Annotated in this window: 26 protein-coding genes; 19 read left to right on the forward strand and 7 right to left on the reverse strand. The window is 68.4% G+C overall.

The window, feature by feature from the left end:
• Positions 1-109 precede the first annotated feature (109 nt).
• The 6 genes from AB0M15_RS31055 (at position 110) to AB0M15_RS31080 (ending at position 5451) form a co-directional block, all read left to right on the forward strand.
• Entirely contained in the window at positions 110-685 is a 576-nt protein-coding gene (locus AB0M15_RS31055) for a DUF4255 domain-containing protein (protein ID WP_363825767.1), read from the forward strand.
• On the forward strand, positions 682-2712 hold the full coding sequence (locus AB0M15_RS31060; RefSeq protein ID WP_363825770.1) for an ATP-binding protein: 2031 nt from the start codon (positions 682-684) through the stop codon (positions 2710-2712). The genes AB0M15_RS31055 and AB0M15_RS31060 overlap by 4 nt, the downstream gene beginning before the upstream one ends.
• A gap of 112 nt (positions 2713-2824) precedes the next feature.
• A complete protein-coding gene (locus tag AB0M15_RS31065) occupies positions 2825-4369 on the forward strand; it encodes a phage tail sheath family protein (RefSeq protein WP_363825773.1) in 1545 nt (514 codons plus the stop codon).
• Between the two features lie 25 nt (positions 4370-4394).
• Positions 4395-4844, forward strand: a complete 450-nt coding sequence (locus tag AB0M15_RS31070) for a phage tail protein (RefSeq protein ID WP_363825776.1) — start codon at positions 4395-4397, stop codon at positions 4842-4844.
• The gene (locus tag AB0M15_RS31075; RefSeq protein WP_363825779.1) at positions 4844-5296 is read left to right on the forward strand and encodes a hypothetical protein; all 453 of its coding nucleotides are present in this window, start codon (positions 4844-4846) and stop codon (positions 5294-5296) included. Before AB0M15_RS31070 ends, AB0M15_RS31075 begins: the two co-directional genes overlap by 1 nt.
• Complete coding sequence (locus tag AB0M15_RS31080; RefSeq protein ID WP_363826011.1) at positions 5293-5451, forward strand: DUF6760 family protein; 159 nt, start codon at positions 5293-5295, stop codon at positions 5449-5451. The genes AB0M15_RS31075 and AB0M15_RS31080 overlap by 4 nt, the downstream gene beginning before the upstream one ends.
• A gap of 110 nt (positions 5452-5561) precedes the next feature.
• Here AB0M15_RS31080 and AB0M15_RS31085 read toward each other — a convergent pair whose 3' ends face one another.
• On the reverse strand, positions 5562-5903 hold the full coding sequence (locus AB0M15_RS31085; protein WP_363825782.1) for a hypothetical protein: 342 nt from the start codon (positions 5901-5903) through the stop codon (positions 5562-5564).
• 485 nt (positions 5904-6388) lie between these two features.
• Between AB0M15_RS31085 and AB0M15_RS31090 the strand changes: the two genes are divergently transcribed.
• Positions 6389-6547 (forward strand): hypothetical protein, encoded by a 159-nt coding sequence (locus tag AB0M15_RS31090; protein ID WP_363825787.1) that lies wholly within the window; start codon positions 6389-6391, stop codon positions 6545-6547.
• A 1468-nt stretch (positions 6548-8015) separates the two neighbouring features.
• On the forward strand, positions 8016-8459 hold the full coding sequence (locus AB0M15_RS31095) for a phage tail protein (protein ID WP_363825790.1): 444 nt from the start codon (positions 8016-8018) through the stop codon (positions 8457-8459).
• 12 nt (positions 8460-8471) lie between these two features.
• On the opposite strand, the gene AB0M15_RS31100 is transcribed toward AB0M15_RS31095, so the two are convergent.
• Positions 8472-11183, reverse strand: coding sequence for a BTAD domain-containing putative transcriptional regulator (locus AB0M15_RS31100; protein ID WP_363826015.1), 2712 nt, complete (start codon positions 11181-11183; stop codon positions 8472-8474).
• 162 nt (positions 11184-11345) lie between these two features.
• Here AB0M15_RS31100 and AB0M15_RS31105 point away from each other — a divergent pair, with 162 nt between their 5' ends.
• The 7 genes from AB0M15_RS31105 to AB0M15_RS31135 are packed head-to-tail and all read left to right on the forward strand — an operon-like array spanning position 11346 to position 18182.
• Positions 11346-12047: a peptidase M23 gene (locus tag AB0M15_RS31105; protein WP_363825793.1), complete on the forward strand. Its 702-nt coding sequence runs from the start codon at positions 11346-11348 to the stop codon at positions 12045-12047.
• Position 12048: 1 nt separating this feature from the next.
• Positions 12049-13878: a VgrG-related protein gene (locus AB0M15_RS31110; RefSeq protein ID WP_363825796.1), complete on the forward strand. Its 1830-nt coding sequence runs from the start codon at positions 12049-12051 to the stop codon at positions 13876-13878.
• 15 nt (positions 13879-13893) lie between these two features.
• A complete protein-coding gene (locus AB0M15_RS31115; RefSeq protein WP_343965857.1) occupies positions 13894-14169 on the forward strand; it encodes a PAAR domain-containing protein in 276 nt (91 codons plus the stop codon).
• A 29-nt stretch (positions 14170-14198) separates the two neighbouring features.
• Positions 14199-14621, forward strand: coding sequence for a GPW/gp25 family protein (locus AB0M15_RS31120; RefSeq protein WP_343965855.1), 423 nt, complete (start codon positions 14199-14201; stop codon positions 14619-14621).
• Positions 14618-16564 carry a putative baseplate assembly protein gene (locus AB0M15_RS31125; protein WP_363825800.1) on the forward strand — a complete coding sequence of 649 codons (1947 nt, stop codon included), beginning with the start codon at positions 14618-14620 and terminating at the stop codon, positions 16562-16564. The genes AB0M15_RS31120 and AB0M15_RS31125 overlap by 4 nt, the downstream gene beginning before the upstream one ends.
• 2 nt (positions 16565-16566) lie before the next feature.
• Positions 16567-17100 carry a phage tail protein gene (locus tag AB0M15_RS31130; RefSeq protein ID WP_363825803.1) on the forward strand — a complete coding sequence of 178 codons (534 nt, stop codon included), beginning with the start codon at positions 16567-16569 and terminating at the stop codon, positions 17098-17100.
• Entirely contained in the window at positions 17097-18182 is a 1086-nt protein-coding gene (locus tag AB0M15_RS31135; protein WP_363825806.1) for a zinc ribbon domain-containing protein, read from the forward strand. The genes AB0M15_RS31130 and AB0M15_RS31135 overlap by 4 nt, the downstream gene beginning before the upstream one ends.
• A gap of 56 nt (positions 18183-18238) precedes the next feature.
• On the opposite strand, the gene AB0M15_RS31140 is transcribed toward AB0M15_RS31135, so the two are convergent.
• The 3 genes from AB0M15_RS31140 to AB0M15_RS31150 all read right to left on the reverse strand — a co-directional run bounded on the left by AB0M15_RS31140 (position 18239) and on the right by AB0M15_RS31150 (position 21170).
• Complete coding sequence (locus AB0M15_RS31140; protein WP_363825809.1) at positions 18239-19594, reverse strand: hypothetical protein; 1356 nt, start codon at positions 19592-19594, stop codon at positions 18239-18241.
• A gap of 75 nt (positions 19595-19669) precedes the next feature.
• Positions 19670-20302 (reverse strand): NAD(P)H-binding protein, encoded by a 633-nt coding sequence (locus AB0M15_RS31145; protein ID WP_363826019.1) that lies wholly within the window; start codon positions 20300-20302, stop codon positions 19670-19672.
• Positions 20187-21170, reverse strand: a complete 984-nt coding sequence (locus tag AB0M15_RS31150) for an EamA family transporter (RefSeq protein ID WP_363825812.1) — start codon at positions 21168-21170, stop codon at positions 20187-20189. Before AB0M15_RS31150 ends, AB0M15_RS31145 begins: the two co-directional genes overlap by 116 nt.
• Before the next feature lie 79 nt (positions 21171-21249).
• Between AB0M15_RS31150 and AB0M15_RS31155 the strand changes: the two genes are divergently transcribed.
• Both AB0M15_RS31155 and fxlM read left to right on the forward strand, forming a co-directional pair.
• The gene (locus AB0M15_RS31155; RefSeq protein ID WP_363825815.1) at positions 21250-21747 is read left to right on the forward strand and encodes a MarR family transcriptional regulator; all 498 of its coding nucleotides are present in this window, start codon (positions 21250-21252) and stop codon (positions 21745-21747) included.
• Between the two features lie 4 nt (positions 21748-21751).
• Positions 21752-22963: a methyltransferase, FxLD system gene (fxlM, locus tag AB0M15_RS31160; protein ID WP_363825818.1), complete on the forward strand. Its 1212-nt coding sequence runs from the start codon at positions 21752-21754 to the stop codon at positions 22961-22963.
• Here the strand turns inward: fxlM and AB0M15_RS31165 are convergent.
• Positions 22946-23812, reverse strand: a complete 867-nt coding sequence (locus tag AB0M15_RS31165) for a hypothetical protein (RefSeq protein ID WP_363825821.1) — start codon at positions 23810-23812, stop codon at positions 22946-22948. The genes fxlM and AB0M15_RS31165 overlap by 18 nt on opposite strands.
• 148 nt (positions 23813-23960) lie before the next feature.
• Here AB0M15_RS31165 and efp point away from each other — a divergent pair, with 148 nt between their 5' ends.
• On the forward strand, positions 23961-24524 hold the full coding sequence (efp, locus tag AB0M15_RS31170) for an elongation factor P (protein ID WP_363825824.1): 564 nt from the start codon (positions 23961-23963) through the stop codon (positions 24522-24524).
• A 25-nt stretch (positions 24525-24549) separates the two neighbouring features.
• A complete protein-coding gene (gene nusB / locus AB0M15_RS31175) occupies positions 24550-24960 on the forward strand; it encodes a transcription antitermination factor NusB (RefSeq protein ID WP_363825827.1) in 411 nt (136 codons plus the stop codon).
• Between the two features lie 235 nt (positions 24961-25195).
• Here nusB and AB0M15_RS31180 read toward each other — a convergent pair whose 3' ends face one another.
• Positions 25196-25708, reverse strand: coding sequence for a transcriptional regulator (locus AB0M15_RS31180; RefSeq protein WP_026163359.1), 513 nt, complete (start codon positions 25706-25708; stop codon positions 25196-25198).
• Positions 25709-25903 lie beyond the last annotated feature (195 nt).

Consider the following 25903-nt stretch of genomic DNA (forward strand, 5'->3'; position numbering starts at 1 on the left):
ACCGCAGGCGTTCCAGCGGCATCCGCTGCCTGATGGGGCAACCAGGCGGACCCTTCGTACGGCGCTCGCGCACCTGCCCGCGATCGCCGCCGGAACCTAGCTTGGCACAGTGATCTCCGAAGCCGACGGTGCCCTGGCCGCCCTGCTGCGCCGTGAGCTGCTCGACGCCGCGCGGGTGCAGGTGGTGTTCGATCCGCCGACGAAGGAGTGGGCCGGCAAGCGCAACGGACCGGCCGTGAACTTGTTCCTGTACGACATCCGCGAGGACACTCGTCGCCGGTCGAGCGGCCTGGTGCCACGGTTCAACGAGAGCGGCCGGGTCGTCGCCCGGCACACGCCACCGCGGATCTTCCGGCTCTTCTACCTGCTCAGCGTCTGGGGGCAGCGGGCTGAGGACGAGCACCGGCTGCTCGGCCAGCTACTCGACACCTTGCTGGTGCATGACGTGATACCGGCCGATTTGTTGCCTGATGCACCTTCTCCGGTCGGGCTCGCGATCGGCCTGCCACCCGAGGACGACCGGTCCTTCGCCGATGTCTGGTCCGCGCTCGGTGGCGAGCTGCGTCCGTCGATCGACGTCGTACTGTCGTTGCCGGTCGAGGCCGGTCGCCTCACCGCCGCCGGTCCGGCGATCGTCGAGCCGCTACAGGTGGACCTCGCCGACATGGACCAGGCCGTCGAGTGACCGGCAGGGGCCTCAGCTACCTCCTCGGCCGGCTGGCGCTGGTCGAGGAGCGCGTCCGTGCGCTGGTCGCACTTCGCAAGCCCGCTGATCCGGCCCCGAACGACGCGTTCCGCGGGCTGTTCCTGACCCCGGCTGCCGTCGACAGTCTGCTCACCGGTCGCCCGGTCGGGGTTCCGGACGAGGTTGCCGGGAAGCTGGCCGAGGTCGAGGCGGCCGGCGACGCGATGGAGGCGGACGGTACGACGCCCCGCCTGCGCAGCCTGGTCCGCTCGTTCGGCCTGACCGAGCTCGATGTCGAGATCCTGCTCATCGCGGTCGCGCCCGACCTCGACGCACGCTTCGAGCAGCTGTACGGCTACCTGAACGACGACGTATCCCGGCGCCGCGCGACCCCGCGGCTCGCCCTCGACCTGCTCGCCATCCCCTCGGCCGACGCGGCCGCCCGCGCCCGTTTCGACACCTCGGCACCGTTGCTCGCGGGCGGTCTGGTCGAGCTGGAAGACCCGGCCCGACCCTTTCTGACAAGGGGAATCCGCGTACCTGACCAAGTGACCGCCTACCTCCTCGGCGGCCACGCGACCGAGCCCGCGCTGCATGACCTCGTCCTGCCGCCGCCTCTCGTCGTCTACAGCGAACTCGAGAATTCGACCGAGCAATTGGTCCGCGTACTACGCCCCGGCCAGCCCGTCTACCTGCGTGAGAAGCCGGGAAGCGCCGCGAAAGGCTTGGCCGCAACCGCCTTCGCCAAACTCGGCCTCGGTGTCCTCTCGCTCAACCTGACCCGCCTCCCCGCCGACGTCGACGCGGTGTCCTTCGTCCGTACGACGGCCCGCCAAGCCCGACTCAGCTCCGCCGGCATCCTGGTCGGCCCGGTCGAATCGATCAGGCCCGACGTCCTGCGCGCACTCACAGTCGCGCCCGTCCCCGTCGTACTCATCGGCACACCGACCTGGGATCCGTCGTGGTCGGCCGTCGTGCCGGCCGTACTGGAGGCGCCGGCGCTGACCGCGAGTCAGAGCGCGACGCTGTGGCAGGCGATCCTGCCGCCCGAATCGACCACGTCGGATCTGGACGCGGCTGCGGAGACCTCGACCTTCCGGCTCGACGTCGACCAGATCGCCCGGACCGCCGAGGCGGCGAGCACTCGCGCGGCGCTGGACGGCGTACTGGTCAACGGGGAGATCCTGCGGGCCGGAGCGCGGTCGCAGAACGGTGCCGGGTTGGAGCGGTTGTCGCGCCGGATCGTGCCAGCCGTCTCGTGGGACGACCTCGTGCTGCCGGATGACCAACTCGATCGGCTGCGCGAACTCGCGATTCGCGCGAGGCATCGCGACCAGGTGATCCGCGGCTGGGGGATGCGTCCGGGCGGGGGCCGTGGAGCCGGCGTTTCTGCTCTCTTCACAGGCGAGTCCGGCACGGGCAAGACGTTGTCGGCCGAGGTGATCGCGCACGAGCTCGGCGTCGATCTGTACGTCGTCGACCTGGCGACCGTGATCGACAAGTACATCGGTGAGACCGAGAAGAACCTCGAACGGATCTTCACCGAGGCGACCGGGGTGAACGGCGTGCTGCTGTTCGACGAGGCGGACGCGATCTTCGGCAAGCGGTCGGACGTCCAGGACGCGCGCGATCGCTATGCGAACGTCGAGGTGGCGTACCTGCTCCAGCGGATGGAGAGTTTCGACGGCCTCGCGATCCTCACCACGAACCTGCGCGCCAACCTGGACGACGCGTTCAGCCGGCGGCTCGACATGGTCGTGCATTTCCCGCAGCCGGACGAGGACCAACGGCTGCTGCTCTGGGACCGCTGCCTGGGCAACGCCGTACCGCGCGATCCGTCGCTCGATCTGTCCGTACTGGCCGGGGCGTTCGATCTCGCCGGCGGTGACATCCGCTCGGCCGTGGTCACTGCGGCGTACTACGCGGCCGCGGCCGGCCGGGCGGTCACGATGGCCGACCTGACCACGGCGGTCGATCACGAATACACCAAGCTCGGCCGCCTCCCACCTTCTCCGGGACTGCGCTGATTGCCCTTACGTGCAGGCCTTGCTTCCCTCTGCTGGGGCCTGCAGGACGTACCGGCTGCGCGGGTGGACCGCGAGGCTTGAACCGAGACCAGACCAGCGTGAAGGAGTGACCATGCCGACGTACTTGTCGCCCGGTGTTTACGTCGAGGAGGTGGAGGCCGGGCAGCGGCCGATCGAAGGCGTCGGCACGGCGGTTGCGGCGTTCGTCGGCTTCGCCGAGAAGGGCCCGCTGAACACCCCGACCCTGATCACCAACTGGACGCAGTTCACCCAGACCTTCGGTGACTTCGTCGAGGGCTCCTACCTCGCGCACGCCGTCTTCGGCTACATCCAGAACGGCGGCTCGGCGGCGTACATCGTCCGGATCGGTGGGGACTCGTCCTCGGCCGACGCTGCCAAGCAGCTGCCGGCCGGACCGCCGCAGACGGTGCTCGGGCACTACAAGGTGGTCGCCCAGCTCAACGGCGCCAAGCCCGCCGACGTCTCCATCGAGGTGTCCGACAGCGCTGCCGAGAACCCGCCCGAAGGCGCAGTCAAGCTGACCGTCCGGGCCAATGGCCGCCAGCCCGAGGAGTACGACCCGGTCGTACCGGACCGGCGCGCGGACAAGGCCGTCAACATCGCCACCGTGGTGAACGCCAAGTCGAAGACCGTCAAGGTTGAGGAGCTGGCCGCCTCCGCCGCGCTGGAACCCGTTGCCAACGGCAAGAAGCAGCTGGTCGCCCCGGCGCCGGCAGCGGTCGAAGGGGTCGGCGCCGACGACTACGTCGGAGATGTTGCCCAGCGCACCGGCTTCTCCGGGCTGGAGGCGATCGAGGACGTCACCATCGTCGCCGTCCCCGACCTGATGAGCGCGTACCAGCAGGGCGCGATCGACCTGGAGACCGTGCACTCGGTCCAGCAGGCCGTGATTACGCACTGCGAACTGATGGGCAACCGGATGGCGGTCCTCGATCCGCCGCCGGCGCTGAACGCCCAGCAGATCAAGGACTGGCGGATGAACCAGGCCGGCTACGACTCGAAGTACGCCGCCCTGTACTGGCCGTGGGCGAAGACCTTCGACCCGGCGTCCGGGCGCAACATCCTGGTCCCGCCGTCCGGTCACGCGGCCGGCATCTGGGCTCGGACCGACGAGACCCGCGGCGTGCACAAGGCGCCGGCCAACGAGGTCGTACGGGGTGCGATCGCGCTGGAGACCCAGATCACCAAGGCCGAGCACGACCTGCTGAACCCGATCGGGGTGAACTGCCTGCGCTCGTTCCCCGGCCGCGGGATCCGGATCTGGGGCGCCCGCACGCTCTCGTCCGACCCAGCCTGGCGCTACGTCAACGTGCGCCGGCTGTTCAACTACATGGAGGAATCGATCCTCGGTGGCACCCAGTGGGTCGTCTTCGAGCCGAACGACGACGCCCTGTGGGCCAGGATCCGGCGCACGATCAGCTCGTTCCTGATCAACGAGTGGCGCAAGGGCGCGCTGTTCGGGCTGACCGCGGACGAGGCGTTCTTCGTCAAGTGCGACCGGGAGACCAACCCGGCCGAGGCGATCGACGCCGGCCAGGTCACCTGCCAGATCGGGATCGCGCCGGTCAAGCCGGCCGAGTTCGTCGTCTTCCAGCTGTCGCAGTTCTCCGGCGGCACCAGTCTCGTCAACGAGTAGTTTTCTTTCATCCAAGGAGATTGTCATGCCGCTCGCCGACGCCATGGACATGGCGACCGCGTATTCCTTCAGTGTCTCGGTCGACGGGATCGAGGTGCCGTACGTCATCGAGGTCTCCGGGCTCAAGGCCGAGGTCGACATGGTCAGCTACCAGGAACAGGCCAAGGACGGCAAGTACGTCGCCCGCCAGGTGATGGGCCGGCCGAAGCCCGGCCAGTTCACCGTCACCCGCGGCCTGACCGACTCCAAGACCGTCACCGACTGGCTGAAGTCCGTCATGCAGGGCGACATCAAGGGCGCCCGCAAGACCGCGGAGGTGTGCATCTACACCTCCGACGGCCAGCAGCTCAAGCGGCTCAACTTCCGCAACGTCTGGATCAAGGACGTCGAGCTCGGTGGTTCGCTCAAGGCCGGCTCGACCGAGCCGCTGACCGAGAAGTTCACGGTCTGCTGGGACGAGATGGAGTACGCCTGATGCGCAGGACGCACGGCACGGCGGTCGCTGAGGTGGTACCGCCTGCCTCTGCTGGTACTGCGGCGGTCGCCGAGCCCGAGCGGATGCGCACCGAGTTCGACTTCGAACTCCCGCGCGGCTACGTCGACGCCGACGGGCGGGTGCACAAGTCGGGCACGATGCGCCTCGCCACTGCCCGCGACGAGCTGCTACCGCTCTACGACGCCCGCGTCCAGGAGAACCCGGCCTTCACCACTGTCGTCCTCCTCGCGCGCGTCATCACCCGCCTCGGCGACGTCGCTCGGATCGACGGGTCGCTGGTGGAGAACATGTTCGCCTCTGACGTCGCGTTTCTGCAGGACCTGTACCGCCGGATCAACTCCGAGGGGCACACCCGCGCCTCGGTCACCTGCCCGTCCTGCAGCCAGGCCTTCGCCGTCGACATCGCCGGCGGCCGCCTGGGGGAATCCTGACGTACGCGACCGACCGGCTGCAGGAGGAGATCGCGTACCTCGCCTACCACTTCCACTGGCCGCTGAACGACATCCTCGACCTCGAACACCCGGCCCGCCGCCGCTTCGTCGAAGAAATCTCCAAGATCAACCGCCGCATCACCGAGGGGGACTAGATGGCACCATCGATAGGTGCCATCGGCAACGCCCCGTCGACGCTGCGGCCGGCGAACGGCGACTGGATCCCGTCCTGGCGCTCACCTGCTTTCACCGGCGAGCTCTCGCATCAACTCGATCCTGCCGCCCCGGCCGGCGTGGTGGGCAACCTGGTCACACCGGGCGCGCCCCAGCCCTTCCAGCCGGCGATTGACTTGGCAGTCCGCCAGCCGCCGGCAGCTGAGCAGTCGCCTTTGGCGCGGGCCTTCCAATCGCTCCGCAGCACCTTCTCAGCCGGCCGCGCGTCATCCGGTGGAGTGGGGAGTCCTTTACCCCCGATTCCGGCCAGTTCCCTCCCCGGCCCGGCGATCTCCGGTACCGCGCCGGCCCAGGACGACTCCACTGGCCTGCTCGGCAGCATCACCTCGTTGCCTATAGCAACTGCATCTGCGCCCGGCAACGCCCAGACCATCGCCCCGCCTCCCTCGCTCGCCCGACGTGCGCTCCTCGTAGTCTCTGCCTCGGCAGTCCCCACGCCAGCCGGATCAGCGCCCTCATCCGGTACGACTGCCGCCGGACTGAGCGCCACAGCCGGTACGAACGTTGTGCCCGCGCCATCCGGTGCCACCGGTACAGATGCTGTGACCCTCGCATCCCTAGCTTCTCCCATGGATCTCACCCGCTCGACCCTCGCAGACCTCACCTCAGACCTGGGCGCGGCCGACCCTCTCGGCCCAGGCGTTCCCACCGAGTCATCACCCCAGTCGGCCGGCCCGGCGACGTCGGCCGGCCAAGCACCCCAGCCAGCCGCTCTCTCCCGCCGCCGGGCCGGCCTCGGCGCCCCCATACCTCCCGAAGCAGCCCAAGCCCTAACCTCCGAGACCCGCCCCCTCCTAGGCGCCGACCCCACACCTGGATACCTCGGGAGCTCCACCAGTGGGGCTGGCGGTGGGTCGGGTGCAACCGCTGGATCCTCAACCAGCGCAAGGCTCGGCGCAGGTACAGGCGCAGGAACTGACCTTGGAGCAGGTGCGGGGGCGGATGGCGCCGCAGACGCCGGCGCTGGCGGAGGTGCTGGTGCAAGCACTGGCACGGGAGCCGGCGTTGGTGCAGTAACCGGCAGCGGTGACGGCGTTGGCGCCGCTGCCGGCGGCGGCACGGCAGATGTAGCCGTTGGCGCGGGCTCCGGGCTGGACGCCGCTGGCCTGGCTGAGCGCGGGCTAGCGGGAAGCTCGTCCGTGGGCGCGTTGGTCGACACCGCCGACGGCCTAGGCGCGGGTCAGGTCCCCGGCGGCGGATCAGCAGCCAGTGGCCCGATCGGCAGCATCCGAGCAGCCGCCGGTTCGTCCAACAACCTCCGCGCAGCCGTCGGCGCCCCCGGCGGCCTCGGTACAGCAGCCGGTGCAGCTGGTGCTTCCGGCGGTCTTGGTGCGACCTTCGGTGCTGCGGGCGCGACCGGTGGCTCCGGCGGCCTCGGTACAGCAGCCGGTGCAGCCGGTGCTTCTGGCGGCCTTGGTGCGGCCCTCGGTGCTGCGGGCGCGGCCGGTGGGTCCGGCAGCCTCGGAGGGGTCGGTTCGCTCGGGGGTCTCGGTGTGGCGACAGGTGCCTTCGGCAACGGTGGCGCGGCTGCTGGGGCGTTAGGCAGCCTTGGTGCGGCGGTGGGCGAGCTTCGGTCAGTTGGCGGAGGCTCCGGCGCTGGTGGTCTTGGGGCGGGGCTTGCGGCTGGGGCTGGGGTTGGGGCGCTTGCGGGGCGTGCAGGGGTGGCGGCTTCGGGCGGGCGTGTTGGGTCTGTGGTGGCCGGTGGGTTTGAGGAGTTGGTGGGTGGCGCGGGGGTGGCGGTTCCGTTGATTGGGGAGCGGGCGTTGGCGTCGGAGGTTGGTGAGTTGGTTCCGAATGCTCCGGTTGCTTCGGGGAGGAGGCCGGCGCAACCAGTTGTCTATCTGAACCAATCGGCATCACCCGGCTCAGTTGGTTCAGCAGGGTCGGCTGGGTCGCCCGGCTCGCTGCCGTCGGTGGCGGCTTCGGCGAGCGGCGCTGGGATCGGGGCCGGGATCGGCTCCAGCGCCGGGGCTGATGGAGAGCGTCTTGCGGTGTCGAGGCCGCCGGCCGTGGCTGGGACGGCAGCGGGATCGGCGGGGGCGGCCGCAGGTGGCGGTTGGGCAGGTGCTGGCGGAGCGGGAGCTGGCTGGGCGGGTTACGGCGGGGCTGGTGGCGGTGCGGGAGCCGGCGGGGCAGGTGCCAGCAGTGCGGGTGGCGGCAGTGCGGGTGGTGGCGGTGCGGGCGCGGGTGGTGCGGGAGAGGGGTCTGTGGTGCCTGCGTATGGCGGGGTGGTGGAAGGGAATGTGGTGGAGAGTGCTGGGGCGGCGGGCGGTGAGGCTATGTCGGCTGTTCCGCACGGGGGAAGTGGGGCGCAGGGGGCTCCCGCCGCGGCTGTGGCGGCGGGGAAAGTGGAGGGTTCGGGGATGTCGGCGGCTGAGGTGGATGGGTTGGCTCGGCGGTTGTATGAGCCGATTGTTCGGCGGTTGCGGGCTGAGTTGTGGGTTGATCGGGAGCGGACCGGCACGTTGATGGATCGGATGTGGTGATGAGTACCAGCGCTGCCGAGTTGATGCCGGCAATCGGGGTTCGGTTCCTGGTGCAGGTCGATGATGTGGATCTGGGGATGTTTACGAGTTGTGACGGGCTCGGGTGTGAGGTGGTGATCGAGCAGCGGTCGGAGGGTGGTAACAACGGGTACATCGTGCAGATCCCGTCCCGGCTGAAGTTTCCGAACATCAAGTTGAGCCGGCCGCTGACGAAGGAGACCGAGCGGGTCGCCCGCTGGATCTCCGGGCTCGCGGGCGGTGTGAAGCGGCGTACCGGGCAGATCACCGCGATGACCAGCGACGGCACCGTCGTCGCGCGCTGGGGGCTCGTCGACGTGATCCCCGTCCGGTGGACCGGCCCGAGCGTCGCCAAGGGGCCGGCCGACATCCTCACCGAAACCATCGAGATAGCCCATCACGGCTTCATCGACACCGGCGCCTGAGCCGAGCCGCGTTCAGCCGCGGTCGAGGACCTTGCGGACTATCTCGTCGAGAGGGATGCGGCGGGTGGCGGCTGCGATGTCGTCGAAGCGTGCGCCGAGTTTGCTTCGGACGAACTCGTCGGTGGCCGCCAGGTCCATCACCTCGTCGGGGATGGCGACCGGCTCGACGATCAGCTGGCGTCCGTGGCTCGCGGCCGCGAGCAGTTCGGCGGCGAACTCGTACCGGCCTGCAGCAGCCTCGATGCAGCCGAGCGTTTCGAGGGAGTCGAGCTGGCCGACCGTGTAGGTGATGTCGCGGGCGACCTCCAACGCGTCCAACTCGTACTCGCGAGCGCGATCGAGTTCGCCGGCCTGGTACGCCGAGATGCCGAGGTTGCCGGTCGCGATGACATAGCCGTGCCCGTCGTGGATCGCGTCCCAGCAGGCCTGCGCCTCCTCGAAGAGTTTCACCGCGTCGTCGGCGTACCCGAGCATCCGCAGGCACAGACCGATGCAGTTGAGGCCGGCGCCGCGAAGTACCGGGAAGTCCACCGCGCGGGTCCACACCTCGACCTCATTGGCGCAGACAAGCGCTGGATAGATCTCGTCCAGCGCAAGGTACGCCAGCGTCAGGCTTTGCAGCACCTGGATCGTGCCGCGTGCCTCGTCGGTGCGCCGCATGATCGCGAGCGCGTGCAGGCCAAGTTCGCGAGCTTCCGCGAAGCGGCCGAGCTTGCGGGTGACGATGGCCAGGGCGTTCAGGCCGGCGGCGTACTGGGGCGAGTCGGGGGGAACCGCGGTGAGCGAATCGCGCAGCCAGCCGGCGGCCTCCGTGAGCATGCCGCGGTAGCCCCAGTACCACGTCAGCGGCGCGACGATCTCGTTGACCAGCGCGGGTTCGGCGCCGGTGGACAGGCACCAATCGACCGCACCGAGCAGGTTCGGTTCTTCGAGATTGAGATAGCTGTACAGGTCCCGCTGCAGGCCATGGGTGGAATGCAGCCGCCCGTACTGTTCTCCGGCGGCAGCCACTTCGGTGCACCAGGCAACGTGTCGCCGTCGGATGGTGGCTTCCTCGCCGACGGTTCGGAGCTGTTCGAGGCCGTAGTCGCGGATGCTTTGCAGTACGCCGTACCGCCCAGTGCTGTCGACCGTGAGCAGACTGCGATCGACCAGGTCGGTCAGCAGACCGCCGACCTCCTCGACCGCCAGCCGATCATCGGCGATCACCTTCTCGGCCGCCGCCAGCGTGCAGCCGCCCGCGAACACCGAAACCCGGCGCAAGGCGATCCGTGCCTTGGGGGCCAGCAGCTCATGGCTCCAGTCGAGTGCCGCCCGGAGGCTGGAGTGTCGCGCACCCGAGTCCCGCAAGCCGCGGATCAACAACCGGAGACGATCGTCGATGCGGTCGGCCAGCTGGTCGATCGACAGGATGCGAGTGAGCCCGGCGGCGAGTTCGATCGCGAGCGGGAAGCAGTCGAGCGCCGCGCAGATGGCGTCGACCTGGTCGCTCGGCGGGAGGCCGCTGCGGGCGCAGAACAGTTCCGCGGCAGCCTCGGCCGTCAACGGGCCGACGCGGTGGACGTACTCGCCACTGATCCGCAGCGCGCGTTGCGACGTGACCAGAACGGTCAGACCGGCGGTCGCCGCGTGGAGGTCGTCGACGAGCGCGGCGGTGTCCTCGATCAGGTGCTCGGCGTTGTCGACGACGAGCAGCGCTCCGGGCAGTACTTCGATCGCGTTGGCCAGTGGATTGGGTCCGCCACCATCGGTACCGATCGCCGCGGCCAGTGCCGACGGGAGATTGTCGCCGGCCTGGAGCGGCGCGAGGTCGAGCCAGGCGACCGTACGGCCTTCCCGGTGAGCGCTCTCTGCGATCTCGCGCGCCAGCCGGGTCTTCCCGACGCCCGGTCCGCCGCGCAGCGTCACCACGGATGGCTCGCTGACTCGCGCCCGGAGGCTGAGCTGCTCGTCCTGCCGGCCGATGAAGCTCTTGGTCTGTGGCGGGAGAGAGGAGCGGATGGCGCGATCGGTCTGTTCGTGCAGCTTGGCCTCGAGCGCGAGCGTCTCGGGGCCGGGGTCGATGCCGAGTTCGTCGGCCAAGGTGGTGCGCAAGTGGGCAAGCCGGGCCGTTGCCTCGGCGCGCATTCCGCGGTTGGCGAGTGCCCGCGCGGACAGACCAACCAACCGCTCGTGTAGTGGATGAGCGGCGACCAGGCGTTCGAGGTCCGGGCCGACATCCTTGCCCAAGGCAAGTCCTGCTTCGCCGTGGGCGATCTCGAGTTCCAGCTGGACAGACTCCAGCCGCAATTGTTCCGCGGCGACGAACGGGATCTCTCGCAGATCAGCCAGCGCCTCGCCTCGCCACTGCTCCAACGCGACGGCTGCCGCGTCGAACACGGCTGCCTGGTCGCCCGTCCGGCGAGCCGCGTCGATCGAGTCGACCGAATGCTCGACGAGATCCAGGTCGACAGGCGCCGCGTCCAAGGAGAACCCCGCCGGCGTACGGCGTAACGCCTCGCCTTCGTTGCCCAGGGCACCTCTGAGCCGGGAGGCCAGCACCCGCAACCGCGCGGTCGGCCGGGCATTGCCGGCGTCGCCCCACAGGTCGCGGATCAGGATCTCGTCGGCAACGGCCGCACCCCGCGCGAGCGTGAGCCGCACTGCCAGTGCCCGGGCCAGCGGTTGCTGAACAGTCAACTGCCCGGCCCCGGTAGCGATCTCCACCGCCCCCAGCAGACGCACTGCCAACAACGCTTCCCCGACCTGCCTCGTAGCCCTCACCCCCAGCCAGATCCACCAAACCACTGAGATGTTCCCACGCTGCCCTTTAGGGAAGTTCGGAGGTCCCTCCGTACGGCGCTGCAGCCCCTGCCCGAAGCGGCGCGGCTTGCCTAGCCTCGTGGCATGAGCGGCAATCTGGCCAAGGCGTACCTGGAACTGCACGAGGCGATGCCGAACAAGGGCGCCGGTGCGAGCCTCGGTGCGTCCAAGGGCCGGATCGCGTTCCAGTTCAATCCGAACGAGCTGACCGTCAAGAAGGCCGCGAAGTGGAACAGCGAGCCGGCCCGCGGGTCGAAGAAGGCCGCGCCGCCGGAGTTCCAGGGGCCCGAGCCGGGCAAGCTCACGCTGGAGATGTTCTTCGACGGCACCGACAAGATGGACGACAGCGTCGTGAAGGCGGTCAAGGCGCTGTTCGCGTGCTGTGTCCCGACCGACCAGAGCGTCGGCAAGAGCAAGCCGGTACCACCGCTGGTGGTCTTCCACTGGGGTGCGCTCGACTTCTTCCCGAGCTTCATCACCTCGGTCAGCGCGAAGTACTCGCTGTTCACGCCGGAAGGTACGCCGGTCCGCGCGACCTGCACCGTCGACCTGCAGGAGATGCCGTCGCTGACGGCCAAGCAGAACCCGACATCGGGCAGCCTGACCGCCCGGCGTACCCACGTGTTGCTCGAGGGCGAGACGCTGGCCGCCGTCGCGTACGCGGAGTACGGCGATCCGGCGATGTGGCGACCACTGGCCGAGGCCAACGACATCGACGACCCGCAACGCCTGACGCCAGGACGAACGGTCCTGTTGCCGTCCGCCGAAGAACTGCTGGCCGGCTGAGATGGCCAATGCGAGCTTCTCCAGCACTCTGGCCGTCTCAGTCGACGGGGCAGCGCTTCCGGACGACCTGATCGCGCTGCTGGCCGGGGCCTGGGTGGATGACAACCTGCACCTGCCGGACCTGTTCAGCCTGCGTTTCCGCGACCCCGACCGGCTGGTCCTGGCGAAGTCCGGGATCACCATCGGCAGCAAGCTCAAGCTGTCCGTCCACGTCGCCCAGGAGGGCGCTCCGCAGGACCTGATGACCGGCGAGGTGACAGCGCTGGAGGTCGAGGTCGAGGGAAGTGGCACCTTCACGATCGTTCGCGGGTACGACGCTGCGCACCGGCTCCTGCGTGGTACGCGCAGTGAGACCTACCAGCAGGTCACCTTCGACGACGTCGTCAAGAAGGTTGCTCAGCGCAACGGATTGCCGCTCGGCCAGGTGGACTCGACCAACACCGTGCATGAGTTCCTCTGCCAGGCGAACCAGACCGACTGGGACTTCCTCCGCACGCTGGCCGATGCCGTCGGCTACAACCTCGGGGTCGAGGCGGGGAAGCTCCAATTCACGAAGCCGACGAAGGCGGCCGGCGCTCCGGATGGTTCCGATGCGACACAGGCTCATGCTCTTGAGCTTGGGTTGGACTTGCTGCGACTCCGATCGGCGGTGACGGCGGCCGGGCAGGTGCCGTCGGTCGAAGTACGCGGGTGGGATGACACGCAGCAGCGGGCGGTCGTCGCGAAGGTGCCTGCGGCAACGACCAGTGCGCAGATCGGGCTGCAGCCGAGCGAGTTGGCTGACAAGTTCTCCGCTCCGCCGTGGGTCGTGACGCATGTGCCGCATCGGACTCAGGCAACCGCGGAGGCTGCGGCGAAGGCGTTGGCCGAGCGGGTGGCCGGTACGTTCGCCGAGCTGGAAGGGGTCTGCCGGGGCAACCCGCAGTTGCATGCCGGCGTACCGGTTGCTATCGGCAACCTTGGCGCGCCCTTCGACGGCAAGTACACGCTGAGTCGGGTGAGGCATGTGTTTGATGGCGACTACACGACGCATATCTCGGTAACCGGACAGCAGGATCGGTCGATGCTCGGACTGTCCGGACCGACTGGATCGCCCGCCAGGCAGGGGGTTGCGACGGCCGTGGTCACCGACGTGAACGACCCCGGGAAGACCGGGCAGGTGAAGGTCCAGTTGCCGTGGATGCGCGACGACTTCGGTACGTTCTGGGCGCGCGTCCTGCAGGCGGGCGCGGGCGCCGACCGTGGCTCGATGCTGCTGCCCGAGGTCGGCGACGAGGTACTGGTCGCCTTCGAACAAGGCGATATCGGCGCCCCCTTCGTGCTCGGCGGTCTCTACAGCGCCAACCGCAAGCCGTACGCCGGTCAGGCCGCGAGCGTCGACAGCGGCACCGGCGCCATCAACCGCCGGGCCTTCGTCGGCCGCACCGGGCACTCGCTCGAACTGCTCGAAAGCTCGCAGAAGAACGGCATCTGGCTGCACACCGGCGACGGCAAGCTCAGCGTCGCGATGGACGGTACGAACGCCCCGGTGATCACCGTGCACAGCGACGGCAAGGTGGTCGTCGAGGCCAAGGACGGCGTCGACATCGACGCGGGCACCGGCGGGGTCAAGATCACCGCCGGGCAGAAGATCGAGCTGACCGCGAAGACCGGCATCACGCTCGACGCCGGCACCGGCGACGTCCAGCTCAAGGGTGTCAACGTGGACGTGAAGGGCACTGCGCAAGCGACGGTGTCGGCCGCGAAGGTCAATGTGGCGGGCCAGGCGAGTACCGAGATCAACGGCGGCGCGACGCTCGCGATCCAGGCCGCCCTCGTGAAGATCAACTGAGGCGGGGGAACCAGGATGCCTGGACCAGCGGCCCGGGTCGGCGACGTGACCGCCCACGGCGGAGCACTCGGACCACCCGGCGTACCGACCGTGCTGATCGGCGGGATGCCGGCGGCGACAGTTGGTACTCCGCACGTGTGCGCGATCCCGTTGCACCCGCCTTCGGCCGTCGTACCGCCCGGATCGATGACCGTGCTGATCGGTGGCCTGCCCGCCGCCCGGATGACCGACCTGACCGGGTGCGGGGCGCCGATCGCGATCGGCTGCATGACCGTCCTGATTGGCGGCTGACAGATGGCTGGAACAGAACGGAGGACGCGGTGAGTTCGGAGTTCGTCGGAGCCGGGTGGGCGTTTCCGTTGCGCACGGACGCGACCGGCCGGATCGCGCTGGTCCGGCAGGAACGCGAGATCGAGGAGAGCATCCGGCTCATCCTCGGTACGTCGCCGGGGGAGCGGCCGATGCGGCCCGAGTTCGGCTGCGGCATCCAGGAGCACATCTTCGCGCCGGCCGACGCGACCACGGCCGGCAAGATCATCGCCGACGTCCGGATCGCGCTGGACCGCTGGGAGCCGCGGATCGACCTGCTCGACGTGCGCGTGCACTTCGACCGGATCGACGCCGGAGCGCTCTACATCGACCTGCACTACGCGATCAGCGGCAGCAACAGCCCGCGCAACCTGGTCTTCCCGTTCTACCTGATCCCCGAGCACGCCGAGCTGACGACCGGAGGAGCGGCATGACCCTGACCGCCCCGAACCTCGACGACCGCCGGTTCCAGCAGTTGGTGGACGACGCGAAGCGGATGATCCAGCAGCGCTGCCCGGAGTGGACCGATCACAACGTCTCCGACCCGGGCGTCACGCTGGTCGAGGCGTTCGCGACGATGGTCGACCAGCTGATGTACCGGCTGAACAGGGTGCCCGAACGGCACTACCTGAAGTTTCTCGACCTGGTCGGCATCAAGCTCTTCGCTCCCGCGGCGGCTCGCGCCGACATCACCTTCTGGTTGTCGGCCGCACAGCCCGAGACGATCACCGTACACAGTGGGACCGAGGTCGCGACGCTGCGCACCGAGCATGACGAGGCGACCGGCTTCAGCACTGTCGACGAACTCGCGATCCTCGCCTGCTCACTCCTCAACGTTGCCACCAGCAACGGTGGCACGGTCGTCCTGGACCGGACCGTTGAGCTGCAGGACGGGGTCGGCTTCGACTGCTTCGCGGCGCCGCCTGCACCTGACAATGCCCTGTACGTCGGCCTGTCCGCGGCCGTGCCGTCCTGCGCGGTACTGCTCCGGGTCGACTGTCAGGTCGAAGGCATCGGCGTCGACCCGCTCGATCCGCCGCTGCGCTGGGAGGCGTGGAACGGTGAGGAATGGATCGCCTGCGAGGTCGACCGCGACGGCACCGGCGGACTCAACCGGCCGGGCGACATCGTGTTGCACGTCCCGGTCGGACACGTGCAGTCGGTACTCGCCCAGCAGCGCGCTGGTTGGCTGCGTTGCGTGCTGGTGTCGCCGGACACCGACCAGCCGTTCTACAGCGAGTCGCCCAAGATCCGCCACCTCGAGGCGTGCACGATCGGCGGTACGACGGTTGCTGAGCACGCCGAGCCGGTACTGGCCGAGGAGGTCGGGCGGAGCGATGGGAGCGCAGGGCAACGATTCGAGTTGCAGCGGCGGCCGGTGACGCCGGCCCCGGAGCCAGAGGTGCTTCAGGTTGGTACGGACTTCGGCTGGGTCGAGTGGACGTTGGTGGACAGCTTCGCTGAGTCACTGGCGACGGACCAGCATTTTGCGCTCGACCGGCAGAACGGTCAGGTGTTGCTTGGGCCAGCGGTGCGTCAACCGGATGGGACGCTGCGGTCGTATGGGGCCGTACCGCCGAAGGGCGCAGTACTGCGATTGGCGCGGTACCGCACGGGGGGCGGTGCAGCGGGCAATGTGGCTGCGCATGCGTTGCGGGTGTTGAAGACCTCGCTGCCGTTCGTGGGCGAGGTCGACAACCGGCGCGCGGCGACCGGGGGAGTGGACGGCGAGCAGGTGCCGGACGCGATGCTTCGAGGGCCGCTCTCTTTGCGTACTGCGTCGCGGGCCGTGACTGCCGAGGACTACGAGTTGCTTGCGCGGGAAGCCGCACCTTCGCTCGGGCGGGTGCACTGTGTGCCTGGGGATGAGAGTGAGCCGAATGTGGTGCGGCTTCTCGTCGTACCGAGGTTGTCTGCGGATCCGCAGGTGACGGTGGACTTCGGCGCGTTGCGGCCGTCGGATGAGGTTTTGCAGCGGTTGGCTGATCATCTGGAGCCGCGGCGGATGCTTGGGGCGCGATTGCTGATCGAGCCGCCGTTCTATCGGGCGGTAACGGTGGTGGCGCGGTTGACGGCGGCTGCTGATGCGTCGGCGGAGCGGGTTCGGCCCGCTGCGCTGGAGGCGCTCTATCGGTTCCTGCATCCGTTGCTTGGTGGGCCGCGTGAGGATGGGTGGCCGTTGGGGCGGACCGTGCAGACCGGTGACATTCATGCTTGTTTGCAACGAGTTCGCGGGGTGGAGTCGGTGGAGGATGTCCGGCTTTACCTGGCTGATCCCGTGCTGGGGACTCGGAGCGATACGCCGGTTGATCGGGTCGAGATGAGCCGGACCGAGCTGGTGTATTCGTTCGAGCACCAGATCATGGTGCGGAGGTAGCGATGCGTGGACTTGTCGAGGGGCTGCTGAATCCGCATCCGTTGCTGGAGATCTTGCCTGGGTTGTATGCCGAGGACGACCTGGCGGTGCGGCTGACCGGGGTGTTCGACGAGGCGTTGGCGCCGGTGGTGGCGACGCTGGACAACTTCGGGGCGTATCTCGATCCGGCGCTGGCGCCTGAGGACTTCGTGGAGTTGCTCGGCTCGTGGGTCGCGGCGTTCTCGGACCCGCGGATCCCGGTCGAGCGGCAGCGATTGCTGGTGGCTGCGACGACTGAGTTGCATCGGAGCCGCGGGGCCGCGCACGCGTTGCGCGAGACGCTGCGGGTGGCGTGTGGGGTCGATGCCGAGATCGCCGAGTCCGGCGGTACTGCGTGGTCCGCGCAGGCGGGTGCCGAGCCGCCGGGTGAGGCGCGGGCGCAGCTCGTCGTACGGGTTCCGAGGGAAGCGGACGAAGCGGTCGTCCATCGAATCGTCGACGCATTACGGCCGGCCAACCTGCCGGCCCGGGTAGAAGTCCTGGAGGCCGACCGATGATCCTGTGCAACGACTGCGGCGAACAGAACGAGGAAGGCACCGTCTTCTGCACCCGCTGCGGCGTCTTCCTCGAATGGGAAGGCGAACACGTCACCCCAATCACCACCACCAAGCCTGCCGCCCTCGTCCCACCTCCTCCGGAGAGCCAACTACTTCCTCTTCCTGCACCCGATCCCGCCGCTTCGCGGCGGGATCGGGGAGGTGTGAGCAGGGCCGAGCTCCCAGAGGTTGGGGAGGGCGGTGCGAGCGGACCCGAGGCGGTGGCTTCGCGGCAGCCGCAGGTGGTCAAGCGGAAGATGGCGCGGCGGAGTAAGTCGCCGGTGATTGTGCCTACCGGGTCTCGGGTTTGTGGTGGGTGTGGGATGCCCAACGAGGCCAGTCGGCGGTTTTGTGCGAAGTGTGGGTTCAGCCTGGTCGACGCTCAGGTGATTCGGAAGGCGCCTTGGTGGCGGCGGGTTACCGGGCGGGAGCGGGTTTACGCGGCAGGGACGAGGATCCGGCCGGGGACAGGGCGAAGGAAGTTTCGTGGTGCGACCCGGGTCGGTGTGGTGCTGGCGTTGCTTGCGGGTGGGGGTGTGCTGGCGGGGCCGCAGCGCGGGTTGGTGATGAATGGGGTGCACAAGGTGCAGGACCAGTTCGCCGATCCGCTGCAGGTGCGGCCGACGGCGAGCAAGGCGAGTGGGATCGTCGGCAAGCAGAACGCTCAGCTCGCCTTCGACGGGGCCAGGAACACGTACTGGGGAGCGCCGCGCACCGGCAAGACCGCCAAGCCCGTTCCGTGGGTGACGGCCGGTTTCAGGTCGCCGATCAACCTGATCGCGTTCAACATCTACGCGGGCGTCGCCCCGGAGACGCCGAAGTTCGTCGCCGGTCCGCGGCCCGCGGAGATCGAGGTCACCGTGATCACCGGCGGCGAGCCGGTGATCCAGCGCTTCACCCTGAAGGACGTACCGGCCAAGCAGGAGTTCAAGCTCAAGGTCGACGACGCCCGCGCCGTCCAGGTCGCCGTCGTCCGCGCGATCGCCCCGACCCGCTCCACCCTCACCGCGATCGCCGAACTCGAGTTCTTCGCCAGCCGCTGAGGCAGCAAACTGAAAGTCCCGGACCGACATCGGTCCGGGACTTTCAAGTACTACCGTCAGTTGGGCGCCGCGCTCGTCGGCGGAGTGGTCGGCGCGGGAGGCTTGTCGGTGAGGATGCCGCCGACCATCACCGCGTTCTCGCAGTCGGTCGCGCCCGGCGCCGGCGTCGTGCAGTCGAGGCTGACGACGACCTTCTCGCCGGCCTCCAGCACCGCGAGCGGCGAGATGTACCGATAGTCCTGGATGTTGCGGAAGTACTGCGGCGCGACCCCGCCGAGCGAGTTCTTGCCCTTGCGCAGGTCGAGCCAGCCGGTACTTCCCTGCGACTCGAAGTTGACGTCGGTGATCCGCAGGACCTTGTCCTTCGGCACCTCGAACGACTCCTCGACCGACTTGCCCGGCTTCGCCTTCAACGGCCAGCGCTGCGAGAACGGCGTACCGACCATCGCCGCGGCCTGGGCGGCGAGCTCCTTCTCCCGGTCGGACATGTTCTTCTCCTGCTCGGTCTGCCCCTTCGCGGTGTTCTTCGCGGAGTTCTGAGCAGTGTTGGCCGCCTGCTGTGCCGCGCCGGCCTCCGTCTTGGCCTCGTCGACCTTCTGCTGCATCTGCTTCAGCGGCTTCTCGACCGCGTTCTCGGCGCTGGAGTCGATCGCGGGCCGCAAGGCGACGAACCACAACCCGACGAGCAGCGCAGCGGCCGCGAGTCCGCCGGCGATGGCTTTGCCTGTCCAGGCAGGGAGAATCGGGTCCTGGACCATCATCCCGTCGACGCTGGTGAGAACGGCCTTCGTCCCGTTCGGGCCACCGGTGATGACCTGCGTGACGATGACGCTGAACTGCCGCGTCTTCGACGTACCGCGCCAGATCCGTTCCAGCGGCCGCGCCTTGATCTTCGAGAACGCGGCCGTCCCCGGGGCGATCTCGACGGTGCTCGGCGAGAACCGGAACTCCATCACCGCGTCCGGGTCCTTGCCGGTCAGCTCGACGGTGACCGGGCGGTTGCCGCGGTTGTCGATCGCGAGCGTGTGCCGGCCGATCCGGCTGCCGTGCGACGTCCGCGGGGTCAGCTCCGCGGTGATGTCGCTGAATGCCTGGACGTGCGCCACGGCCTCCGGTACGGCGGTGTCGGCCGGGTGCTCGTGCGGCTGGACCAGTACGCCGAACGCGACATCACCGGCCTCGACCACGGCCTCGCGCGGCACGGTGATGGTGATCGTCGCCGTGCCCTCCGCGTCCGGGTAGAGGGAGAGCGTGGCGGGTTCGATCACGGCGTAGCCGGCCAGGTCCCCGACCGGGGTCAGGGTGTAGGCCTCCACGATCGAGCCGCGGTTGGCCAGCTGGACCTGACACTGGGCCGGCGTACCGGGCACGATGACGAGTTCTTCGACATCCAGTCGCGCTGAAGTAGACACAGCATCAAGGATCGGGTGCTGTCCGTGATCGCACATCGAGCCGGAGTACAGCCGATCGGGCAACCCCGCTGCCCTTCAGTACCCGACGGTGAACCTGCTCCGCCGGTACCGCGGCCGCTCGATCTCGTCGACCAGCGCGACGGCGAAGTCCTCCATCGAGATGTACGACGCTCCGTCGGCTCCCACCAGCAACTCGTCGCGCCCTACCCTGTACTGCCCCGTCCGTACGCCGGGCTCGAGCACAGCCGGCGGACTCAGGTAGACCCAGTCGACGTCCTCGCTGCCCCGAACCACCTCGAACTGCTCGTTGCAGGCCAGCGCGATCGGCCGGAGCTCCCGGGGGAAGCCGGGGCCGTCGACTACGGTCGTGTCCGGATCTCCCGGCAAGGTCAAACTCGCGGCGCCTCCGACCACCACCAACCGAACCGCCGAACCAGCCAGCCCAGCGGTCAATCCCTTGGCAGCGATCGCCAACTCGTGTTCCTGTCCTGGCACGGGCCGGGTGGCACTGATCACGACATCCTGCCCCCGACTCAGCCGGGCGACATCAGCCACATCCGACGCATCCCCTCGTTCGAGCCGGAGGTTGCGGTCAGGCGGCAGCGTCTCCAGACGTTCCATGCTCCGGCCGACTGCTGTCACCTCGTGGCCCCGGGAGAGCGCTTCCTGTCCTGCTCGGCTGCCGACCGCTCCGGTTGCTCCGAAGATGGCGATTCGCATGGGTGGTGCCTTTCAGTTGGGCGGTGATCAGGGCGGCCAGGACGATCAGGCCGCCTAGTAGTTGGAGGGGAGTCAGGCGTTGGTCCACCACTAGCCAGCCGAGGGTGGTGGCGACCAGAGGGCTGAGTAGGCCGAGGAAGGTGACGTTGGTGGGGGAGAGGGCTCGGAGGCCTCGGAACCAGAGGGCGTAGGCGAGGGCTGAGCCGAAGAGGGCCAGGTAGGAGTAGCCGAGCAAGTTGGCTGCAGTGAAGGTCGCAGGGAGCGCGCCTTCGACCAGCCAGGCGACCGGCAACAGGAGGAGGCCACCGGCTACCAACTGCCAACCGGTGGTGGCTAGCAGTGGTGCGGGGGAGACCCAGCGCTTGCTGAGTACTACGCCCGTGGCCATCACTGCGGCTCCGCCCAGGGCAGCGATGACGCCCCACGCGTCTAGTCGGGCGTCTGCGCGTAGTACTAGGAGACTCACGCCCGCTACTCCGGCGGTGGCCGTGAGGAGGGTCTTGAGGGTCAGGCGTTCGCCGAGTAGGCCGGTGGACAGCAGGGCGACGAGTAGCGGCTGGAGGGCGCCCACGGTCGCGGCTACTCCGCCTGGGAGGCGGTAGGCGCCGATGAAGAGGAGGGCGTTGAAGGCGCCGATGTTGAGGGCGCCGAGGACCAGTGCGCGCCACCACCAGATCCCGTGCGGCAGCCGCCGGGTGATGGCGACCAGTAGGAGGCCTGCGGGCAGCGCGCGGAGGAAGGCGGCGAGGAGCGGGCGCTGCGGGGGCAGCAGTTCCGTTGTGACCAGGTACGTGGTTCCCCACAGCGCCGGCGCGATCGCCGTGGTGAGGATCAGGGAGACTCGATTGCTTAGCACTAAGACAATGTATCTCACCGCTAAGCTACTTTGCCAGTCTTTTAGCTCACCACTAAGAGATTTCCAGTACGCTGACCAGATGGCAGACCACGTCGACCAGGTGCTCCACCAGTGGCGCGTGCGCCGCCCGGATCTGGACGCGTCCCCGATGGCGGTGATGGGCCGGGTGAAGCGCCTGTCCCTGCTGATCGACGGCGAGCTGCGCCGCAACTTCGCCACCCACCACCTCGACCGGGCGTCCTTCGACGTGCTCGCCACCCTCCGCCGCAGCAACGCGGAGCACAGCCTCACTCCGGCCGGCCTGATGCGCTCCTCGATGGTCACCTCCGGCGCCATCACCCAACGGCTCGACAAACTGGAGGAGCGCGGTCTGGTCAAGCGCACCCCCAGCGAGACCGACGGCCGTGGTGTCCAGGTCGCGCTCACCCCGGCCGGCCTGGAGCTGGTCGACAAAGTCCTGCCGACCCACATCGACACCGAGAACCGGCTGCTGGCCGGCCTGTCGGCGACCGAGCGCGAGACGCTCGCCGACACCCTGCGAAAGCTGCTCGAATCGCTCGGCGACACGACAGACTGATCCAATGGATGCCGAGAGCAACGATTCCCCGTACGCCGGAACGTTGCGCGCGGCGCTCACCGACCTGCTGATCGAACAGGGCGCGATCCACGACGACCGGAGCGCGACCGCCTTCCGGCTGGTCCCGCGGCACCTCTTCGTGCCCTTGGTGCCACTGGAGATCGCCTACACCGACGACGTCGTCCTGATGAAACGCGACGAGTCAGGCGTCGCCATCAGCTCGGTCTCCCAGCCGACCGTGGTCGCGCTGATGCTCGAGCAGGCCGACGTCCGGCCCGGTCATCGGGTGCTCGAGATCGGCTCCGGCGGGTACAACGCGGCCCTGCTGGCCGAGCTGGTCGGTCCGGCCGGTGAGGTGACCACGATCGACATCGACGAGGACGTGACGACCCGGGCGCGGGAGTCCCTGGATGCAGCCGGCTATCCGGACGTCCGCGTACTGCGGACCGATGGCGAGTTCGGCCGCCCGGAGAGCGCTCCCTACGACCGCATCATCGTCACCGTCACCGCCTGGGACATCGCGCCGGCCTGGGTGGATCAGCTGGCGCCGGGCGGGCGGATCGTCGTACCGCTGAGGTTCCGGGCGCAGACCCGGTCGATCGCGTTCGATCTGGTCGACGGGTTCCTGGAGAGCAGGTCGATGATCATCTGTGGGTTCGTCAACATGCAGGGGGCGGGCGCGGCGTACGAGCGCTGGGTTCCGCTGCACGGCGAACTGGTCAGCTTGAGCTTCGACGAGGACCAGGAGTCCGAGCCGGTACCGCCCGAGTGGGTGCTGGACCAGCGGAAGGCGTCGGCGTGGTCCGGCGTACTGATGAACCGCGAGGAACCGCTCTCCGACCTCGATCTCTGGCTCGCCAGCACGCTCCCCGGGTACTGCGTACTCAGCGCCGAGCCACGCGCACTGAAGAAACGCCTGGTCGCCCCGGCCCCGCGCTGGGGAGCATCCGCGATGGCGTCCGGCAACTCACTCGGCTACCTGACCTCCCGATCAGCACCCGACCCCGACTACGTCGAACTCGGCGCCAACGCCCACGGCCCAGCAGCAGAAGACTTCGCCCAGCTACTCGTAGATCAGGTGCGCAACTGGAACGAGCATCTCCGCGGCGGCAAAGGTCCGACCCTGCGGATCGACCCAGCAGGCGAACCGCCGGATCGACTACCGCCCGGCTTCCACCTCCGCAAGAGGCACAGCCACCTAACTCTGGTTTGGTGACGGGCGGCCGGCGTTGCGGACGGTTTGCCAAAGTTCGTCCATGTCGGAGCGGTCGTCAGGCTCGGGCTTCTCCACCCAGCCGCTGGCCCAGACGTTCTCGTCCCGGTCGAGATCGAAGACCGACTCGGCGAACGCCGCCGAACCGACATAGCGGTTCTCGTCCCGCTCCGGCCGATCGCTGTCCGAAGTAGCAGCCTGAGGCTTGCCGGCCGGGGCGATCAGACTGCGCGCGTACTTCTGCGCCTCGATGATGCCGAGGTCCTGCTCATCGCAGAGCAGCCGGATCGCCGGCACCTCGTTGCCCGACTTCATCAGCTCCCGCACCCGCCGCTCCAGCGGACTGTTCGGCGCAGGCAGGCTGTGCTCGGCGTGATGCTGCTGGTACTGCGGTTGCCACTGCGGCTGAAACTGTCCGGGCGCGGCGTACTGACTGGGCGTCGGCTGATACTGCTGAACCGGTGCCGGCTGGTACTGACCCGGCGCAGCCTGCTGGTACTGCGAAGGCGCCGGCTGGAACTGAACCGGCGGACCGTACTGAGCAACCGGCACCCCAGGTTGCTGGCCCGCCTGCTGACCGGCCTGGAGCAGCGACTGGAGCATGCCGGCCAGTTGGGCGCTGGTCTGGGCGCGGCCCGGCGGCGGGGCGGCCGGCAGCGGCTGGCCCGAAGCCGGCTGGGTGTACTGCCCTTGGACCACCGGCGGCTGGTTCGCCGCCTGCTGTGCCTGGATCTTCGCCATCAGGGCCTGGACGCGCGCGCTGGGCTGGCCCGACTTCTGCTGCTTCTTGGCCGCGTTGCGCCCGAATCCGAAGATGATCATCAGGACCACGAAGATGATGAAGCCCGTCATCGGATGCCTCCAGGGCGCGGTCTGGGAACTGCGTGAAGGCCAGCGTAGAGCCCCCGGAGACCACGGGTCGGTACAACCCGGTGGTGACCGCTACAATCTTGCGTACCGCTGATCACTTCACATTGACATCTCAAAGGGGATTTCCCGCGTGGCATCGACGAACGACCTCAAGAACGGCATGGTGCTCAACCTGGATGGGCAGCTGTGGTCTGTCGTCTGGTTCCAGCACCACAAGCCCGGCAAGGGCGGCGCGGTGATGCGCACCAAGCTCAAGAACGTGCTGAGCGGCAAGGTCGTCGACAAGACCTTCAACGCCGACGTCAAGGTCGAGGTGGCCAACGTCGACAAGCGCGACATGACGTACCTGTACAACGACGGTGGTTCCTACGTCTTCATGGACGCCTCCACCTACGAGCAGGTCAGCATCACCCCCGAGGTCGTCGGCGACGCCTCGCACTTCCTGCTGGAGAACCAGGAAGCCATCGTCGCGGTGCACGAGGAGCTGCCGCTCTACGTCGAGCTTCCGGCCTCGGTCGAGCTGACCGTGGAGTACACCGAGCCCGGCCTGCAGGGCGACCGCTCGACGGGTGGCACCAAGCCCGCCAAGCTGGAGACCGGCTACACGATCAACGTTCCGCTGTTCCTGACCACTGGCGAGAAGGTCAAGGTGGACACCCGGACCGGTGACTACCTCGGCCGCGTCACTTCCTGACACCCGAGAGTCTGGACAACAGAACATGTCTGCCCGTAGCAAGGCCCGCAAGCGCGCCCTCGACGTGCTCTTCGAGTCGGAGGTCCGGGGGCTGCCTGTCGGCGGCACCCTGGCCGACCGGGTGGCTGACAACGACCCGCCGGTGAACGAGTTCACCGTGGCGCTGGTCGAAGGTGTCCGGCATCACTCCGACGCGATCGATGAACTGCTCAGCGCGCATTCGGTCGGTTGGACGCTGGACCGGATGCCGGCCGTCGACCGCAACATCCTGCGGATCGGCGCGTACGAGCTGCTCTTCGACGAGCAGGTGCCGGACGTGGTGGCGGTCAGCGAGGCCGTCTCGATGGCCCGCGACCTGTCGACCGACGAGTCGCCGGCCTTCGTCAACGGGCTGCTGGCCCGGCTGTTGCAGCTCAAGCCCACGCTGGGCGTCTAGAAGTCTCACAAAGCACAACGGGCCCGGTACCGCCATGATGCGGTGCCGGGCCTTCTCAGCGTCCCCGTTCGTCGGCTCGGGGGGAACGGCCCCGGCCTGGTATTGCGACTACTCATACTGAAAAAGCCTGTACTACCTGCTGGTGGCCCGTCTCCGTGTGGAGAGGCGGGCAGGCGGCCGCGGGCAAGCTGCTACGAGCCCCGACCGTCTTGTCTCGCCGTCTACCGGACGCCGCTCAGGCGCCGGCTGCCTCGGACTCCTCGACGTCACCCTTCGCCTCCGGGTTGAGCACACCCCAGGAGATGAAACGCTCGGTCAGAGTCGTCGGCGACTCGTCGTAGATCACGGCGAGGGTGCGCATGTCGTCCTGACGGATCGACAGCACCTTGCCGTTGTAGTCCCCGCGCTGGGCCTGGATCGTGGCCGCGTACCGCGTGAGCGGACCGGCCTCGCTCGCGTCGAGGTGCTGCAGAGCCTCCAGATCCAGAATCAGCCGAGGCGGTGCAGCAGCCGCTGCGGCCGCGCTGGCGGATCCAGGAAGCAGCTCACGGATCGGCACGCCGTAGAAATCGGCGAGCTCCGCGAGTTTCTGGACGGTGACGGCCCGATCGCCACGCTCGTAAGAGCCGACGACGACCGCCTTCCAGCGACCCTTGGACTTCTCTTCCACGCCGTGCAGCGACAGACCTTGCTGCTGGCGGATGGCGCGCAACTTGCCGCCTAGTGTCTTCGCGTATTCGCTAGGCACGCTGGTTCTTCCCTCCGACTTTTGGTCGTTACTCCGGGTGGCCCGGTAGTGGGCCGTTTGGTGAAACCCCCCACGGTTACACAGAGTAACAATATTCTGGTCGCGAGGCCAGCGTCAAGACGGCGTGTCACTTCCGATACCATGTCAAGTGGTCCGAACGTCCTTTAAAGACCCGTCCAGAGAGGCGGGAAAGGA

This window comes from Kribbella sp. NPDC051718, from assembly GCF_040681515.1.
In the GTDB taxonomy this organism is placed as follows: domain Bacteria; phylum Actinomycetota; class Actinomycetes; order Propionibacteriales; family Kribbellaceae; genus Kribbella.